Here is a 15,285-nt window from a genome sequence, read left to right as displayed (position 1 = left end):
GGGCGATATGCTGGCTGCTGCCGATTTGGTGCTCTCGCGTTCGGGCGCATCGAGCGTGGCCGAGATCGCTGCACTCGCCGTGCCTTCGGTGCTCGTGCCGTACCCGCATGCGACGGCCGACCACCAAACCACCAATGCCCGTTATCTGGTCGACGCTGGGGCCGGCGTGCTCTGCGCCGATGCCGATATCGACGGTTCTGCCTTTGCCGATGAACTGCTGCACCTGGTCGATGACGCGGCGGCGCGCGACGCCATGCGTCAGGCGGCGCGTGGTCTGGCCCAGGATAGGGCCGCCGCTCTTCTGGCGGATGCGGTAGAGGGTTTGCGTTAGTTAGACGGGATATCGTCGGTCGCCCTCGCGCTGATGCGGTAGGTGCGGTACAGTTAACGGGTTACAGGCAGTGTTTACGCAAGGAGTACACGAGCACATGGCTGATTCCCAGACTGCAACCTCCGCGCCCGAGTTTAAGAGCGCCCACTTTATCGGTATCGGCGGCGCCGGCATGAGCGGCATCGCCCTCGTTCTGCACGAGCGCGGTTATGCCGTTACCGGCTCCGACCTTAAGACGTCACGTTATATCCGCCAGCTTACCCGCGCTGGTGTGAAGGTGCATGTGGGCCATGAGGCCGCCACGATCGACGAGGTCAAGCCCGACGTGGTTGTTGTCTCCACCGCTATTCCGGAGTCCAACCCTGAACTCGTGCGCGCTCGCGAGCTTGGTATTCCCGTGTGGCCCCGTGCTAAGATGCTCTCTGCTTTGGGCCACGGCTACACCACCGTCGCTGTTGCCGGCACGCATGGCAAGACCACCACGTCTTCGATGTGCGCCACCATGCTCGACCGCATGGGTCTGGATCCGAGCTTCTTGATCGGTGGCATCGTCGAGGGCTATGACACGAACGGCAAGAACGGCTCGGGCGACTACTTTGTCGCCGAGGCCGACGAGTCCGACAGCTCCTTCCTGTTCCTGAACCCCAACGTGGTCATTGTGACCAACGTCGAGGCCGACCACCTCGATCACTACTCGGGTATCGAGGAGATCGAGGCAACTTTCGCCAAATTCATGAGCCTGGTGGGCGAGGACGGCACCGTCATCGTCTGCGGTGAGGACCCGCATCTGGTCGAGCTCGCCAAGTCGACGGGTCGTCACGTGCTTTCCTACGGCTTTGCCGAGGGCAACGACATCGTCTGCATGCACCCGGATGTCAAGGGCATCCAGAGCGACTTTATCGTTCGCTTTGAGGACGGCACTGAGCATGCCGTGGAGATCAAGAGCAATCCCGGTCGCCACAACATGCTCAACGCCACGGCGGTACTCACCGTCGCCCATGTCCTGGGCCTTGACATCGACGCCGCCGCCAAGGCGCTTTCGAGCTTTGAGGGCGTCCGTCGTCGCTTTACCCACGTGGGCGATATCGATGGCATCACCGTGGTCGATGATTACGGCCATCACCCCACCGAGATCAAGGCGACGCTTGCTGCCGCTTCGTCGCTGGGCTACAAGCACGTCGACGTCGTGTTCCAGCCGCACCGCTATTCGCGCCTGCAGGCCCTGTGCGACGACTTTGCCGATGCATTTGCCAATGCCGATAAACTGCTGCTGATTGATGTGTTCTCGGCTGGCGAGATGCCCATTCCGGGTGTCACCTCTAAGATGCTCGCCGATACCGTGCGCGCCAAGCATCCTGGTAAGGAGGTCGTGTATTGCTCCAGCCGTCTTGAGCTTAATCAGGAGCTCGAGCAGATGGTGGGCGAGGGCGACCTGCTGCTCACAATGGGTGCCGGTGACGTTACGACCGTCGGTCCCGAGTTTATCGAGTATCTGACTGCCAAGAAAGACGCTTAAGTCTAATGGGTCTGTTTAACGCCGTCATGGCGCTCTCGGGCATGATCGACACGGATGTGATCGAGGACGAGCGCCTTGCGCGTCATACGAGCTATCGTATCGGCGGCAAGGCCGACCTCTTTGTGACGTGCCATAGCTATCATGCCCTCCGCCGCGCCGTGGCGGTGCTCGATCGCGAGCAGGTGCCGTGGGTCATCGTCGGCAAGGGCTCCAATCTGCTGGTTGCCGATGGCGGTTATCGCGGTGCCGTCATTTCGCTCGGACGTGAGTTTCAGCGCACGGTTGTTGCCGATGACGGTTGTACGCTGACGGTCGGTGCGGGCGTGATGTTTGCGCGCCTGGTCAACGATGCCCTGTCGCGTAGCCTCTCGGGCCTTGAGTTTGCCGTTGGCATCCCCGGGTCGGTCGGCGGTGCGATATCTATGAATGCCGGCACACGGACCGAATGGATTGGCTCGCTGGTTGAGGATGTCGTAACGTTTGACCCGGTATCCGGTATCAAGCATTATGCGGGGTCCGAGATCACTTGGGGCTACCGCGAATGTAGCCTTCCCCGCAATGAGATCATCCTCGAGTGCGTGCTCAAACTTAAACCGGCGCCCAAGGCCGACATTCGCGAGCGCATGGAGCGGTGCCTGACGAGGCGCAAGCGTACACAGCCCATGGGTCGCGCATCCTGCGGGTCGGTCTTTCGCAACCCGCCCGATGCGAGTGTGGGCAAGCTTATCGAGGATTGTGGATTAAAGGGTTTTTCGATTGGCGGCGCGGAAGTTTCGCCCGTTCACGCTAATTTTATCGTTAATAACGGAACTGCCTCGGCCGATGACGTTGCCGCGGTTATCAGACATGTGCACGGAAAGGTGAGGGAGGCGTATGGCATCGAGCTCAGACCGGAAGTTAAATTCCTCGGCTTCTAGAGCATCGAAACCCACCTTCCGCCGCGCCGGAGGGCGTTCCGGCGCGCCTGCCAAACCTCAACGCAATACCGTCGCGCACTCTAAGCCTGTCGGGCATGCTCGACAGACCAGTCGTCCGGTCGTCGGCTCGCAGCTCGGTAATCGTCCGGCTGCAAAAAAGTCCTCGCGTCCCTCGGTGACGTCAAAGTCTGTTATGGGCGCCAAGCCTGCCCGCCCCATGGCAACTCCTAAGCCCTCGACGGGAACTAAAGCGGCGCGTCCAGGTCGCACACTGGGCGCATCGAAACCGCGCTCGCTGACATCGGTGCCGGCTACCGCCAAGAAGCCTTCGGGTAAAAAAGGCGTAAACCCGTTGTCTTCACTTGGGGCGATGGCAAATAAAACATCAGACGCCGCTTCTGTCGTTGCAGGCAAAGGCAAAATCGTGGGCGGGGTTCTGGCCGCCTTGGCCGTGCTCGTCGTCGTTGCCATCGTGGTGATTAACTCTGGATTGTTTACTGCCACTGATATTCAGATTCAAGGCAGCGAGCATGTGACGAAGCACGATGCTATCCAGCTGATCGATTTGCCCGAGGGAACGTCGCTTTTTAACGTCGATCCCGACCAGATTACCGAGGATCTCAAGCAGAACCCGTGGGTCTCGGGCGTGGATGTCCAGCGTCAGTTCCCGCATACGCTCATCATTACGCCGATGGAGCGCAAGGTCATTGCAATTGCCTATATCAGCTCCGATGACCTTGCCTGGGCCATCGGGGATGATGACACCTGGATCGCCCCGCTGTCGACGTCGGTCGAAGTTGACGACCAGGGCAACGTCATCACGACAGGGCAGGGCTCAAATACCCTGACCGGCATTGATGCCGCACTGGCGCTCGCTAAGCACTATGGCGCGGTGTTGTTGACTGATGTCTCGGCGGATGTCGCTCCGGTTTCCGGCCAGGCAGTGAGCTCCAAGGCCGTTAAGGCTGGGTTGGATTATGTGCGTGGTTTTTCGAGCGAGTTCTTGGGACAAGTCAAGGATATTTCCACGCCTTCGGTCGAAGCCATCTCGGCAAACCTCAATAACGGCATTGAAGTGTCGCTGGGCGATTCGGACGATATCGTCAAGAAGGAACGCGTAGTCACCAAGTTGCTTTCGCAGGTAGAGGGCGTAACGTATATCAATGTGCGCTCTCCGGGTAACTACACATTTAGGAATGCTCCGACCTCGTAGCGCTGGTTGATGCTTTGTTGAGGGGCCATACCACGCCGTTTATCTGGTTTGTTTGGTTTTCACGGTCAATTATTTGACTGATACGTTCATAATGTGCAACCATAATACGGTTTACCTTTGCATTTACTTTCAACCTGAAGGTTAATGTGCGCAGGGGTCGACCCATGCTATGGCTATAACCTTTGTTCGGAGGACCGACATGCACGAGACAGAGATCAACAACTACCTTGCCGTCATTAAGGTGGTCGGCGTCGGCGGCGGCGGTACCAACGCGGTCAATCGAATGATCGAAGAGGGCATCCGCGGCGTCGAGTTTGTTGCCATCAACACCGATGCTCAGGCACTCGCGATCTCTGATGCCGATATCAAGGTGCACATCGGCACCGACCTTACCCGCGGCCTGGGCGCCGGCGCCAACCCCGAGGTTGGCCGCAAGGCTGCCGATGAGTCCCGCGACGACATTGCCGAGGCGCTCGCTGGCGCCGACATGGTGTTCATCACCTGCGGCGAGGGCGGTGGCACCGGTACCGGCGCTGCTCCCATCGTTGCCGATATCGCGATGAACGAGGTCGGTGCGCTGACCGTCGCCGTCGTGACCAAGCCCTTCACCTTCGAGGGCCGCAAGCGCAAGAAGAGCGCCGAGGAGGGCATTAAGACCCTCTCCGATTGCGTCGACACCATGATCGTCATCCCTAACGATAAGCTGCTCGACATCGCCGAGAAGAAGACCACCATGCTCGAGGCCTTCGCGATTGCCGATGGCGTCCTTTCCCAGGGCACCCAGGGCATCACCGACCTCATCACCGTCCCCGGTATCATCAACCTGGACTTCGCCGATGTTAAGACCATCATGAAGCAGGCCGGTACCGCCATGATGGGTATCGGTACCTCTTCTGGGGACACCCGTGCCGTCGACGCTGCCCAGCAGGCCATCTCCAGCCCGCTGCTCGAGAGCTCCATCGATGGCGCCACGCGCGTGCTGCTCTCCATCGCCGGTTCCAAGGACCTGGGCATCCAGGAGATCAGCGACGCCGCCGACGTTGTCGCCAACGCCGTCGACCCCGAGGCCAACATCATCTTCGGTACCGTTGTCGACGAGTCCCTGGGCGATCAGGTGCGTATCACCGTCATCGCTACGGGCTTCTCCGACTCCAACGTCAACCGTCAGGACGAGCTCTTTGCTGCTCAGCAGTCTCAGAGCAAGGCCGCTGCCTCCGCTGAGCCGCAGCGCACCGCTCCGGCCACCAGCCCGGCTCAGGCCGCTCCGACCCGCAACGTCGGTGGCACCGAGCTTCCTAACTTCGGCAACGATCAGTTCGAGCTTCCCGACTTCCTGAAGCGCGGTAGCTTCTAAGTCGTTCTTTGCATTGTTGCTCACGGGGGCGTGTCCGTATGGACGCGCCCTTTTTATTTCGACTTTGTAAACTAGAACCTCCAATCTCTTTACGTTCCCTTTACGATTGCCTCCAGCGCAGCAGGTATCCTTTTAGAGAAGTATGACAGCCGTATAAACGCGGGCTGTAGCGGCGATGCCGCGGTACTTGTGTTATTAGGAGGCTTTAGTATGGCAGCACGTGCGGACAAAGTTTCGCGTGTCGACCATGATGGAGTTACGTTGGTGGAGGGCGCGACATCCGATGTTCGCTTTGCCTTCACCGAGCGCGCCGGTGGCGTTTCCGAAGATGCGTACTCCTCACTCAACTTGGGCTCGCATGTTGGCGATGACCCCTTTGCTGTTCAAGAAAATCGTCGTCGTGCGCTCGAGGCTATGGGTGCCGCCGAGTGCGAGCACAACCTGCTCGTTCCCAATCAGGTCCATGGTGATCATATCGTTGCGGTGACCTCGAACGGCGCCGATGACCTTGAGGACGTCCGCGAGCAGATTGCCGCGGGCTGCGATGCCATCGTCTGTACGGCGCATAACGTGCCCGTGCTGCTCTGCTTTGCCGACTGCGTTCCCGTGGTGCTGGTGGCCCCTGGCGGATTTGCCGTGGTGCACTCCGGTTGGAAGGGCACGATTGCACGTATTTCTGCCAAGGCGTGCCAGGCGCTTTGCGATGCTGCCGGCTGCGATGCGGGCGACGTTTCCGCCTATATCGGCCCCCATATCTTGGGTGACGAATATGAGGTATCCCAGGAACTCATGGATCGCTTTGCCGCCGAGTTCTCTTGCATCGATGCGAGTACCTCTCGCATGCTCGATCTTTCCGCTGCCATTCGCGAGGCGCTGGTAGATGTCGGTGTCGACGCGGATGATATCGTGGATACCCAGCTTTCGACCGTGCGTCAGAACGACCGCTTTTATTCCTACCGTAACGAGGACGGCACCTGTGGGCGCCATGCTGCAATCGGCGTGATGCTATGAGAAAGATCGTATCGGTCCTGAGCGCCGCTGTGCTTACGCTTACGCTGTGCGCCTGTTCTTCGGGATCTTCTACCTCTTCCATTACCGTGGCCGGCTCCACGACCTGCCTTCCTATCGCCGAGATTGCGGCCGAGGGCTTTAAGGAGGAGACCGGCATCGACGTGCTCGTTTCCGGTTTGGGTTCTTCCGCTGGGATCGAGGCCGTCAGCGCCGGCACGGCCGATATCGCCAGCTCCTCCCGTGGACTCAATGCCGACGAACAGGATTTGGGCCTGACTCCCATCGTCATTGCCCACGACGGTATCGCGGTCATCGTGAACGACGATAACCCGGTCGATAACCTCTCGACCGAGCAGCTCCGCGATATTTACGCCGGCAAGATCACCAACTGGAAAGAAGTCGGTGGCGAGGACCTGAGGATTCAGGTCATCAACCGAGACGAGGCGTCCGGTACGCGCGAGGCCTTCCGTACCATCGTGATGGATGGCACGCCGTTCGATCGCCGCTCGGCCGTTCTTTCGGGTACGGGCCAGGTGCGCGACGTGGTATCTCGTTCGCGTGGGGCCATCGGCTACATTTCGCTGGGCTTCGTCGATAGCCTCAACGCCAAGACCTCGGTCAAGGCCGTCTCGGTCAATCATGTTGAGGCGTCCGAGAAGACGGTCGCGAGTGGCGGCTATCCCATCTCGCGCGACCTTTACTTCTTTGTGAAGGGTGTGCCTTCGCAGCAGGCGCAGGATTACATCGACTATGTGACGTCCGAAAAGATGGACAAGCAGATTCGCGAGGCGGGCTTTATTCCCGTCACCAACGACGAGAAGGGGAGTGAGTAGCATGGAAGCACAGGAAAACTCCCAGACTGAGCAGAATGTTCAGACGCCCAAGAAGCGCGAGCTGGCGCTCGTATCGCGCAGTACCTATATCAAGGAGAAGGCGCTGCAGTGGATCTTCTTTGCCTGCGCGTTCTTGGCGGTCGTTACCGTCATCCTGATTTTTGTCTTTACCACGTACTCGGCGCTGCCCGTCTTTACTGACATCGGTCTGGCTGACTTCTTTAGCTTTACGTGGGCGCCTTCCGAGGGCCACTACGGCATCTTGTCGCTGCTTGCTGGCTCGGGTCTGGTGACCGTCGGTGCGCTCGCCATGGGCGTGCCGCTGGGCGTGGGTACGGCCGTTTACCTGGTCGAGATTGCCAGCAAGCGCGTGCGCAAGCTCATCAGCCCCGCCGTTGACCTGCTGGCGGGCATACCCTCCATCATCTACGGCTTCTTTGGCATGATCATCATCCGCCCGTTTATCGCACAACTGACCGGCGGCCTTGGTTTTGGTGCGCTGACGGCGTGGTTTGTGCTCGCCATCATGATCGTCCCTACCATCACCACGCTCACCATCGATGCTCTCAATTCCATTCCCATGGGCATTCGCGAGGCATCGTATGCCATGGGCGCCACAAAGTGGCAGACCATCTATAAGGTCGTGCTACCTGCCGCGAAGCTGGGTATCGTTGATGCCATCGTGCTGGGTATGGGCCGTGCCATCGGCGAGACCATGGCCGTGCTCATGGTCGTAGGTAACGCCCCGGTTATTCCCGACAGCATTGCGAGCCCCATCTCGACGCTCACGAGCCAGATTGCGCTCGACATGAGCTATTCCTCGGGTCTGCACCGCTCGGCGCTGTTCGGCATGGGTGTGGTCCTGTTTATCATCTCCGCCACGCTGGTGGGTATCGTTCGTCTGATTTCCAAGAAGAAGAGGGGGTAGGCTATGTCCGATTCCGTTGACACGACGGTCGATACGACCTCGTCGCGCGAGCGCATCAAGCGTGCCCTTTCCCACGGCAAGAAGGGCCGCATCAACAAGGACCTGTCCAACAAGATCATGCTTGGCGTGTTTCGTGCCGCTGCCTACATCACCACGCTGGTGCTGGTCGCTATCATCGCCTACGTGGTCATCAACGGCCTGCCACACATCTCGCTCGACTTTATCTTCGGTTGGCCCCAGGGCGTCAACGCCGAGGGCGGAATTTGGCCCACGATCGTCTCGACCGTCTACGTGACGGCGCTCGCCATGCTTATCTGCACGCCGATCGCTGTGCTGGCAGCCGTCTATCTGGCCGAGTACGCCAAGCAGGGCAAGGTCGTCGAGCTCATTCGCTACGCTGCTGACGCTTTGGCCTCGGTGCCCTCCATCGTTATGGGCCTGTTTGGCTACGCCTTGTTTGTCGAGGCTATGGGCCTGGGCCTTTCGATGGTCTCGGCCGCTCTGGCGCTCGCGCTCTTGATGCTTCCCATCGTCATGCGCACCACCGAAGAAGCCATTCGCGCCGTTCCGCGCTATATCCGTTGGGGCGCGTACGGCCTGGGCGCTACCAAGTGGCAGGTCGTCTCCAAGATCGTGCTTCCTTCGGCCTTTGGCCGCATTGCCACGGGCATCGTCCTTGCCATCGGCCGTGCCATCGGCGAGACCGCCGTGGTGCTCTACACCATGGGCCAGGCCATCAATCTACCTATTTCGCCGCTCGATTCCGGTCGTCCCATGACCGTTCACCTGTACCTGCTTGCCAACGACGGCATCAACATGAACGCAGCCTACGGCACCGCGCTCTTGCTGATGGTGATCATTTTGGCCTTCAACCTGTTTGCGCGCTTCCTGTCGCGCAAGCGTCGCTAGTTAAGGAGTCCCATGTCCGTTTATCAGTCCGCTCCCGCGTTGGAGCAAGCGGCCATTACGGCCAAGGATTTCAACTTTTGGTACGGTGACTTTCATGCGCTGACGGGGCTTGACCTCAACATCGCCAAAAACGCCATCACCTCCTTCATTGGCCCTTCGGGCTGCGGCAAGTCGACGTTTTTGCGCTGCATCAACCGCATGAATGACCTGATTGAGGGCACGCGCGTCGAGGGCACCATGACGCTCGACGGCAACGATATCTATGCCGAGGGTGTCGATCCGGTCGATCTCCGTCGTCGCGTGGGCATGATCTTTCAGCAGCCCAACCCGTTTCCCAAATCCATCTACGAGAATGTCGCCTTTGGCCCTCGTCTGCAGGGCGTGACTAGCAAAAGCGACCTCGATGACATCGTGGAAGAATCGCTCAAGCGCGCCAACCTCTGGAAAGAGGTATCCAATCAGCTCAACAAGGATGGTTTGGCGCTCTCGGGCGGTCAGCAGCAGCGTCTGTGCATCGCGCGCGTGCTTGCGGTGCAACCCGATGTCCTCCTGATGGACGAGCCCTGCTCCGCCATCGACCCCACTTCCGTCTCTAAGGTCGAGGATCTGATGGCCGAGCTGGCGCCCGAGATGACGATTATCATCGTCACGCATTCAATGCAGCAGGCAGCTCGTATCAGTGACTACACCGCGTTCTTCTTGCAGGAAGTTGCCGGCGAGCCCGCTACGCTCATCGAGTATGGTCAAACCGACGCGATCTTCACCAGCCCGGTGGACTCGCGGACGGAAGACTATATCACCGGCCGCTTTGGCTGATCGGTGCGACTAGTCCCAAGCCGATCGGATCTGGTCCGGTGCGTATTCACTGTGCGGGCGGCATGACCGCACCCAACTGATTGGAGTGAACCATGCGCAAACTGTTTTCCCGTCAGCTCATCGAGGCCCGTCACGAGATGCTGAGCATCTACGAGGCCGTCGATCTGGCCCTCCACGATGCCGTGAAGGCCTATGTGACCGACGACCGCAAGCTCGCCACCAAGACCAAGAAGCGTACGCTTTCGATTGACGCACGCTGCGCCAACCTGGAGGCCGTCTGCTACAACCTGATTGCCACGCAGTCACCGGTCGCCTCCGACTTCCGCTTGCTGCAGACGATCATCTACGTCGACTTTAACCTGCAGCGCATGACCGATAAGGTTCGCCAGATTTGCCGCGCCACGCGTCATATGATCAAGGCCGACATCTCGCTGCCCAAGGAGCTTGTCGGCACGGTCGAGGCCGAGGCTGAGGCCGTCTACCAGGTGCTGGGCTCTTCGCTTTCTGCGCTCGTCACCAACGACATGTCCATCATCTGCAACTTGGCCGTCGAGGACGAGCCAGTGCACGCCGCCTACGAGAAGTTCTTCCGCACCTTTAACCGCATGGACACGGGCGATTTTATGGACGACGACAGCAACTATGACGACCTGCGCCGCGCCATCATGGTATCGCGCTATCTCGATCGCATCGCCTCGATTTCCATCGATGCCGCCTGCCGTCTGACCTTCCTGTTGACCGGACAGCGTATGACTGCCGGTGATATCGCCTGCACTGATGAGGATGAGCTCGAGAGCATGCGCGTGCCTTCGGGCGAGGGTGTTATCATGAGGCCCGCCGTCGATGCACGCTACGTTGCCAAGGTGCCCGTTAACGAGGTCAGCGAGGGTCTTCGCTACCTGCTCGATCATCTTGAGGATGAGGACGATGGCGAGGACGACGAGGAGTAAGTAACCCCGTTCGTCGAAAGATTGTAAATACCTAAGTGAGTGCGGCCTTGCACATGCGGGGCCGCGCTCTTGCGTTAGCATGGGACTACTTGTTTGGCTGTCAGCGGAGGCGATTGGCAATGGATAACTATTTGGACTTGATGCGCGCTCGCCGCGAGCAGATTCTGGAACGTTTTTATGCGGCGCTCGATCGCGCGGGCCGTCCCCACGACGCCGCGCGCCTCATTGCCGTGTCCAAGACCGTTGGTGTCGATGAGACCGTTGCCGCCATCCAGGCGGGGTATCGCCATTTTGCCGAGAATCGCCCGCAGGAGCTGGTTCGCAAGCTCACAGGTTTGGCGGAGCATCCGGAGCTGCCCGAGGTGCGCTTCGATATGATCGGCAACCTGCAGACCAATAAGATCAATGCGGTGCTGGGCTCAGCCGAGCTGATTCACTCGGTGGGTTCGCTGCATCTGGCGCAGGCGATCTCGAGCCGTGCTGCCCGCAAGATTGAGGCAGGCGAACTCGCCGGCCCCCAGCGTGTGCTCATTGAGGTCAATGTGAGTGGTGAGGAGTCGAAGGGAGGCTTTTCGCCCGATGAGATTCGCGCCGCCGCGGGTGAGCTTGCGGAACTTGAGGGAATTTGCGTACAGGGGCTTATGACTATGGCGCCCCGGGGGAATAAGGATGTGGCACGCCGCACCTTTGCGGGGCTTCGTGAGCTGAGGGATGAGCTGGAGGCGGCGCATCCCGATTTGAACCTGCCTGAGCTTTCCTGCGGCATGAGCGAAGACTTTGAGCCTGCCCTTGAGGAGGGCTCTACGCTCGTTCGCCTGGGCAGGGTAGTATTTAGCCCGGAGTTTGCAGTAAAATAAGGCTCTGAAGTGCGCACTGATTATCGGGGCGCCTGCACTAAACCGCGAGAGGACACAACCATGGGCTTCCTTGACGAGATTAAAAATAAGATGCACCTGGGCGGCCAGCAGGGTTACGACCAGGGTTATGGCCAGGACGACGACTACGGCTACGATGATGGCTATGACGATGGCTATCAGGGCAACGGCTACAGCGGTGCTTCGGGCGAGGGCTTCTACACCCAAGACGAGCCGAGCAACGGCCTGCTTGGTCAGACGCGCCGTGGTGAAGCTGAGTCGGTTGCCGTGTATACACGCTCCGGGCAGCTGGTCGGCGATGACTCCCGCCATGCCACGACGTATAACCCGCCTTCGCGCTCGCAGGACAGTGTTGCGAGCGGTTATCGTCCTGGTGCCTATGACACGCCGTCGAGCTACGCCGAGAACACCCGCGCCCGTGCCGCCGCTGCGCCTGCGCCTGCACCGAGCGATGCCTCGGCCTATGCGAGCAATATCATCAACGCCACACCGCAGCTGCCGGCCTATGTCCTGCGCCCCGAGAGCTATGACGACGTGGAGACCGTGGTGCGCCGCGTTCGCACCAAGCAGCCTGTCGCACTGATTTTTGTGGGCGTACGCACCGAAGTTGCCAAGCGCGTCTTGGACTTCTCTTACGGCTTTGCCTGCGGTCTGGGTGCCACGGTCAAGGAGGTGGGCGACCGCGTGTTCATGGTGCTGCCCGCCGGTTGCGAGGTCAAAGATTCCGATCTCAAGAAGCTTCGTGCCGACGGCTACCTTAAGTAAAGACAAGACGAGGAGATTCCCATCAACATCTACACTATCGTCCAGCTGGTCAATACGCTGTTCAACTTCTATTCCACGCTCATTGTCGTCTACTGCTTTATGACGTGGATTCCCATGAAGCAGGGTGGTTTGCTTCAGGATATTGCCGCGGTGCTTGATAGCGTGTGCGGTCCGTGGCTCAACCTGTTCCGTCGTTTCATCCCGCCGATGGGCGGTATCGATTTTTCGCCGGTCGTTGCGATTATTGCGTTGCAGTTGGTGCAGAGGCTGGTTCTGCAGCTTCTTATAGGTATACTCGTGTAGAACTGTCTTAGTAACTTACGTCGGGCGTGTAGCGCCGAGGCGATGAAAAAGGAGACTTGTTATGGCTATTACCCCTGCAGACATCCAGGCTCAGACTTTCTCTGAGGCCAAGCGTGGCTACGATCCTGCTGAGGTCGACGTCTTCTTGGAGACGCTGTCCTCTGAGGTTGACGCTATGCTCGCTAAGATCGTCGACCTTAAGGGTCGTCTGACTGCTACCGAGCAGCAGCTTGCCGATGCGCAGGCTCAGCTTGCCCAGGCTCAGGATGCCCCCGCCCAGGCCGTTCCTGCCGCCCCCGTGGCTGCTCCCGCCCCTGACTTCTCCGCTCAGGAGCGCCAGATTTCCGCTGCCCTGATCGCTGCCCAGCAGACCGCTGAGACCATCGTCAACGATGCCAATGAGAACGCTGAGCGTATTCGCAACGAGGCTGACGCCAAGGCCCGCGAGGTTATCCGCCAGGCTCTGACCGAAAAGCAGGCTGAGCTCGAGGAGATCGATCGTCTCAAGGCTTCTCGTGAGGAGTTCAAGGCCGAGTATCTCAAGCTCATCCAGCACTTCATGGACGATGCCCAGAACTCCTTCCCGGCCGACCTCATGGCCTCCACGCCGGTCGGTTCTGCCGCTTCTCCTGCGGTGACTGTTCCCGCCGAGCCGCTGCCCGTCGCTGACCCGGTTGTCCCCGTGGCCGATCCCTTCGCCCCGATCGACAACTTCGCTGCCGACGACCTGGACTAACATTCGGCCTACAATTTAGTGCCTAGAAAGGACCCGCAGCTTGCGGGTCCTTTTTTATGACTGTACCGGGGCGCGCAACATAAAAAACCGAGCCCTGCACATAGTGGCGCAGAACTCGGCGAACCGGTGAGCGGTCAAGGATAGGTTTTAGGGCATGTCCCAAAATCTACTTGAGGAGGAAGTCGGAGAGGGGAATGGTACGGGCCTCGCGATGCTCGGAATCGGCGATGTGGTCGGCAGGATATCCGCAGACGAGCATGTGATAGGGATAGACGCCCTCGGGCAGGTTGAACTGCTCCTGTGCCACCTCGGGCTTAAAATGGCATACCCAACACGTTCCCAGGCCCTGCTCGGTGGCCTCCATCATCATCTGATCGCACACTATGGACGTATCGATTTCACTGGAATTCATCTGGTCATACGGGCGCACCCAAGCGTCTTCGGTAACGCTACAAATAAGGAAGATGAGCGGAGCGCCAAAGATAGATCCATCACGAGCAAACCGAGGCTGACAAGCAGCAGCCTTCTCCAGAAGCTCAGGCGTATCCAGCACCATCACACGAGAAGGATGATTATTACAAGCAGAAGGAGCAATCCGCCCAGCCTCAACAATGGCATCCACCACAGCCTGCTCCACAGCCCGATCTTCAAACTCACGACAAGAATACCGACCCCGAGCCAGATCCAAATAACTCACAACCAAGCCCTCCAAATTCAGTGTATCAACCCAAAGCAAAACAAAGGGTACCCAAAGCCCGATCCAGCCAAACGTTTAAGGCGGTCCCAAAGTTCCCAATCGGGCTCAAAGGCCCTGTCAACAAAAGCCTCATTGCTTTCAAAGTATCAGCCAAAGTTCCCAATGGTGGTACGTAAGGCGAAGGGCCGGCCACGGTTTGCTTTCGAACGACTCTGCAAAGCAGCCGGAGTGAGAAAGCAAACCGTGGCCGGCCCTTCGCCGCCGGGACACGTACCCCCAATTAACTGTTCTTCATGACAATCGAATCCACAACATCGGCCACATTCTCGCAGCAGTCGGCGCAGTACTCCAGGAAGGCGTACACGTCACGCCAGGCGATGACCTCGAGCGGGTCCTTGCCGTTAACGTGCAGGTTGCGCATGGCGTTGATATAGAGCTCGTCGGCCTCGGACTCGATGGTGTTGATCTGGATGACGAGCTCGCGCAGGGTCTTGGACTTGCGGTAGTTGGGCAGCTCGACCATCAGGTCCTTCATGGCGCGGCAGGCGTCGGTCACCTTGTGGGCGATGACAATGGCATCGGGGTGGATGCTCTGGATGTTGGTGAAGTAGACGCGCTGCACGACGCCTTCGATACGGTCAAGCACAGTGTCGAGCGCGCAACTCATCAGGTCCAGATCCTCGCGCTCAAGCGGGGTGATAAAGGCAGTGAGCAGGGCATCCTCGAGCTCATGGTGCTTCTTGTCGGCCGCATGCTCAATCGCATGCATCTCCTCGAGCATGTCGTGGATTTGCGCGGGATCAAAGTTCTCAAAAATCTTGATGAGCAACTCTGCGGCCTGGACAGCAAGGTCGGCGCAGGCGACGTAATTGTCAAAGTAGAACGAATCGGGTTTCTTTGCCATGAGTGGGTCCTTTCGAGGCGAAGACGGGCAGGCGAGGTATTACGGTCCGGATGGACGCTCGGTTTGACTAGATGAACATCATGAACAGCTTGGCCATGACAAAGCTGATGAGTCCGCAGGCGGGGAAGGTGAAGAACCACGTGAACATCATGTCCTTGACCACGCCGAAGTTGATGGCCGAGAGGCGCTTGACGGCGCCGACGCCCATGATGGCGCAGGTTTTGATG

18 protein-coding genes are annotated in these 15,285 nt (G+C 59.2%); 15 read left to right on the top strand and 3 right to left on the bottom strand.

Going from position 1 to position 15,285, the window contains the following annotated elements:
- The 15 genes from ABHR75_RS05345 to ABHR75_RS05275 all read left to right on the top strand — a co-directional run.
- A partial coding sequence (locus ABHR75_RS05345) for a UDP-N-acetylglucosamine--N-acetylmuramyl-(pentapeptide) pyrophosphoryl-undecaprenol N-acetylglucosamine transferase (RefSeq protein WP_346963804.1) occupies positions 1 to 331 on the top strand: 331 nt, incomplete at its 5' end.
- Between the two features lie 97 nt (positions 332 to 428).
- Complete coding sequence (gene murC, locus ABHR75_RS05340) at positions 429 to 1,847, top strand: UDP-N-acetylmuramate--L-alanine ligase (RefSeq protein ID WP_195363335.1); 1,419 nt, start codon at positions 429 to 431, stop codon at positions 1,845 to 1,847.
- Between the two features lie 5 nt (positions 1,848 to 1,852).
- A complete protein-coding gene (gene murB / locus ABHR75_RS05335; protein ID WP_138112183.1) occupies positions 1,853 to 2,764 on the top strand; it encodes a UDP-N-acetylmuramate dehydrogenase in 912 nt (303 codons plus the stop codon).
- Positions 2,765 to 3,188: 424 nt separating this feature from the next.
- Positions 3,189 to 3,977, top strand: coding sequence for a cell division protein FtsQ/DivIB (locus ABHR75_RS05330; RefSeq protein ID WP_238022628.1), 789 nt, complete (start codon positions 3,189 to 3,191; stop codon positions 3,975 to 3,977).
- Between the two features lie 199 nt (positions 3,978 to 4,176).
- Positions 4,177 to 5,331 (top strand): cell division protein FtsZ, encoded by a 1,155-nt coding sequence (ftsZ, locus tag ABHR75_RS05325; RefSeq protein ID WP_022094491.1) that lies wholly within the window; start codon positions 4,177 to 4,179, stop codon positions 5,329 to 5,331.
- 210 nt (positions 5,332 to 5,541) lie between these two features.
- The gene (locus ABHR75_RS05320; RefSeq protein ID WP_161115577.1) at positions 5,542 to 6,342 is read left to right on the top strand and encodes a purine nucleoside phosphorylase YfiH/LACC1 family protein; all 801 of its coding nucleotides are present in this window, start codon (positions 5,542 to 5,544) and stop codon (positions 6,340 to 6,342) included.
- Positions 6,339 to 7,175, top strand: a complete 837-nt coding sequence (locus ABHR75_RS05315) for a phosphate ABC transporter substrate-binding protein (protein WP_022094493.1) — start codon at positions 6,339 to 6,341, stop codon at positions 7,173 to 7,175. Before ABHR75_RS05320 ends, ABHR75_RS05315 begins: the two co-directional genes overlap by 4 nt.
- Before the next feature lies 1 nt (position 7,176).
- A complete protein-coding gene (gene pstC / locus ABHR75_RS05310) occupies positions 7,177 to 8,103 on the top strand; it encodes a phosphate ABC transporter permease subunit PstC (RefSeq protein WP_006234251.1) in 927 nt (308 codons plus the stop codon).
- A 3-nt stretch (positions 8,104 to 8,106) separates the two neighbouring features.
- Positions 8,107 to 9,012, top strand: coding sequence for a phosphate ABC transporter permease PstA (gene pstA, locus ABHR75_RS05305; RefSeq protein WP_006234250.1), 906 nt, complete (start codon positions 8,107 to 8,109; stop codon positions 9,010 to 9,012).
- Positions 9,013 to 9,024: 12 nt separating this feature from the next.
- Positions 9,025 to 9,828 carry a phosphate ABC transporter ATP-binding protein PstB gene (pstB, locus tag ABHR75_RS05300; RefSeq protein WP_006234249.1) on the top strand — a complete coding sequence of 268 codons (804 nt, stop codon included), beginning with the start codon at positions 9,025 to 9,027 and terminating at the stop codon, positions 9,826 to 9,828.
- A 92-nt stretch (positions 9,829 to 9,920) separates the two neighbouring features.
- A complete protein-coding gene (locus ABHR75_RS05295; RefSeq protein ID WP_006234247.1) occupies positions 9,921 to 10,778 on the top strand; it encodes a phosphate signaling complex PhoU family protein in 858 nt (285 codons plus the stop codon).
- 119 nt (positions 10,779 to 10,897) lie between these two features.
- Positions 10,898 to 11,635 (top strand): YggS family pyridoxal phosphate-dependent enzyme, encoded by a 738-nt coding sequence (locus ABHR75_RS05290; protein WP_138112193.1) that lies wholly within the window; start codon positions 10,898 to 10,900, stop codon positions 11,633 to 11,635.
- 60 nt (positions 11,636 to 11,695) lie between these two features.
- Complete coding sequence (locus ABHR75_RS05285; protein WP_022094497.1) at positions 11,696 to 12,418, top strand: cell division protein SepF; 723 nt, start codon at positions 11,696 to 11,698, stop codon at positions 12,416 to 12,418.
- A gap of 15 nt (positions 12,419 to 12,433) precedes the next feature.
- On the top strand, positions 12,434 to 12,721 hold the full coding sequence (locus tag ABHR75_RS05280) for a YggT family protein (RefSeq protein ID WP_040358293.1): 288 nt from the start codon (positions 12,434 to 12,436) through the stop codon (positions 12,719 to 12,721).
- 61 nt (positions 12,722 to 12,782) lie between these two features.
- Positions 12,783 to 13,457 carry a DivIVA domain-containing protein gene (locus tag ABHR75_RS05275; RefSeq protein WP_022094499.1) on the top strand — a complete coding sequence of 225 codons (675 nt, stop codon included), beginning with the start codon at positions 12,783 to 12,785 and terminating at the stop codon, positions 13,455 to 13,457.
- 166 nt (positions 13,458 to 13,623) lie between these two features.
- Here ABHR75_RS05275 and ABHR75_RS05270 read toward each other — a convergent pair whose 3' ends face one another.
- The 3 genes from ABHR75_RS05270 to ABHR75_RS05260 all read right to left on the bottom strand — a co-directional run bounded on the left by ABHR75_RS05270 (position 13,624) and on the right by ABHR75_RS05260 (position 15,266).
- A complete protein-coding gene (locus tag ABHR75_RS05270) occupies positions 13,624 to 14,154 on the bottom strand; it encodes a nitroreductase family protein (protein ID WP_138339888.1) in 531 nt (176 codons plus the stop codon).
- A 280-nt stretch (positions 14,155 to 14,434) separates the two neighbouring features.
- The gene (locus ABHR75_RS05265; RefSeq protein ID WP_117655140.1) at positions 14,435 to 15,058 is read right to left on the bottom strand and encodes a DUF47 domain-containing protein; all 624 of its coding nucleotides are present in this window, start codon (positions 15,056 to 15,058) and stop codon (positions 14,435 to 14,437) included.
- A gap of 67 nt (positions 15,059 to 15,125) precedes the next feature.
- Positions 15,126 to 15,266: a hypothetical protein gene (locus ABHR75_RS05260; protein WP_430392722.1), complete on the bottom strand. Its 141-nt coding sequence runs from the start codon at positions 15,264 to 15,266 to the stop codon at positions 15,126 to 15,128.
- Positions 15,267 to 15,285 lie beyond the last annotated feature (19 nt).

Origin of the sequence: Collinsella aerofaciens (assembly GCF_039752955.1) — a bacterium.
GTDB lineage: Bacteria > Actinomycetota > Coriobacteriia > Coriobacteriales > Coriobacteriaceae > Collinsella > Collinsella aerofaciens_BI.
Note: the sequence above shows the minus strand (reverse complement) of the source record. Positions and strands in the feature narration are given on the sequence as shown.